General features: G+C 37.1%; 1 pseudogene. It reads right to left on the reverse strand.

What is annotated here, in order from left to right:
* Positions 1 to 335: pseudogene (locus STRDD04_RS11740) on the reverse strand (transposase); the annotation flags it as partial.
* Between the last annotated feature and the right edge of the window lie 150 nt (positions 336 to 485).

The following is a 485-nucleotide window of genomic DNA, read 5'->3' on the forward strand; positions in this document are numbered from 1 at the left end:
ATAAATTGTTTGATAACTGATAACAGATTTCCCATATTCTAGGCACAAACGGCCTTCGATTTCTTCAGGAGACCATTGGCAATCGAGAAAAAGGTGTTTGATGATGTTGCTTAGATTCGAGTCTAGATCCAGCTTTCTCTTTCGCCCACAGTGTGATTTAACAAGTTTATAAGATACTTGTGCTTTGTTGGGAGAGTAGCTGTTTTCTTTCGTATGACGTTTCCATTCCCGACTAATGCTGGAAGGATGACGGTGAAGTAATTTTGCGATTTGAGAAAAATACGGTAAATCAGAATACTTTCGCGCTCATCTATGGTAAAATGGTGGTAGCTCATAAGATTTCCTTTCGTAACTAGTTGGTTCAATTCTATTTTACTAGAAAATCTTATGAGTTTTTATTGTGCACTTATATTGTATATTCAAGACAACAAAATAGGCTCCATAATCCCTGCGGTGGATTTACCCACTACAGAAATTATAGAGCC

It is taken from the genome of Streptococcus sp. DD04, from assembly GCF_001578725.1.
Lineage (GTDB): Bacteria > Bacillota > Bacilli > Lactobacillales > Streptococcaceae > Streptococcus > Streptococcus sinensis.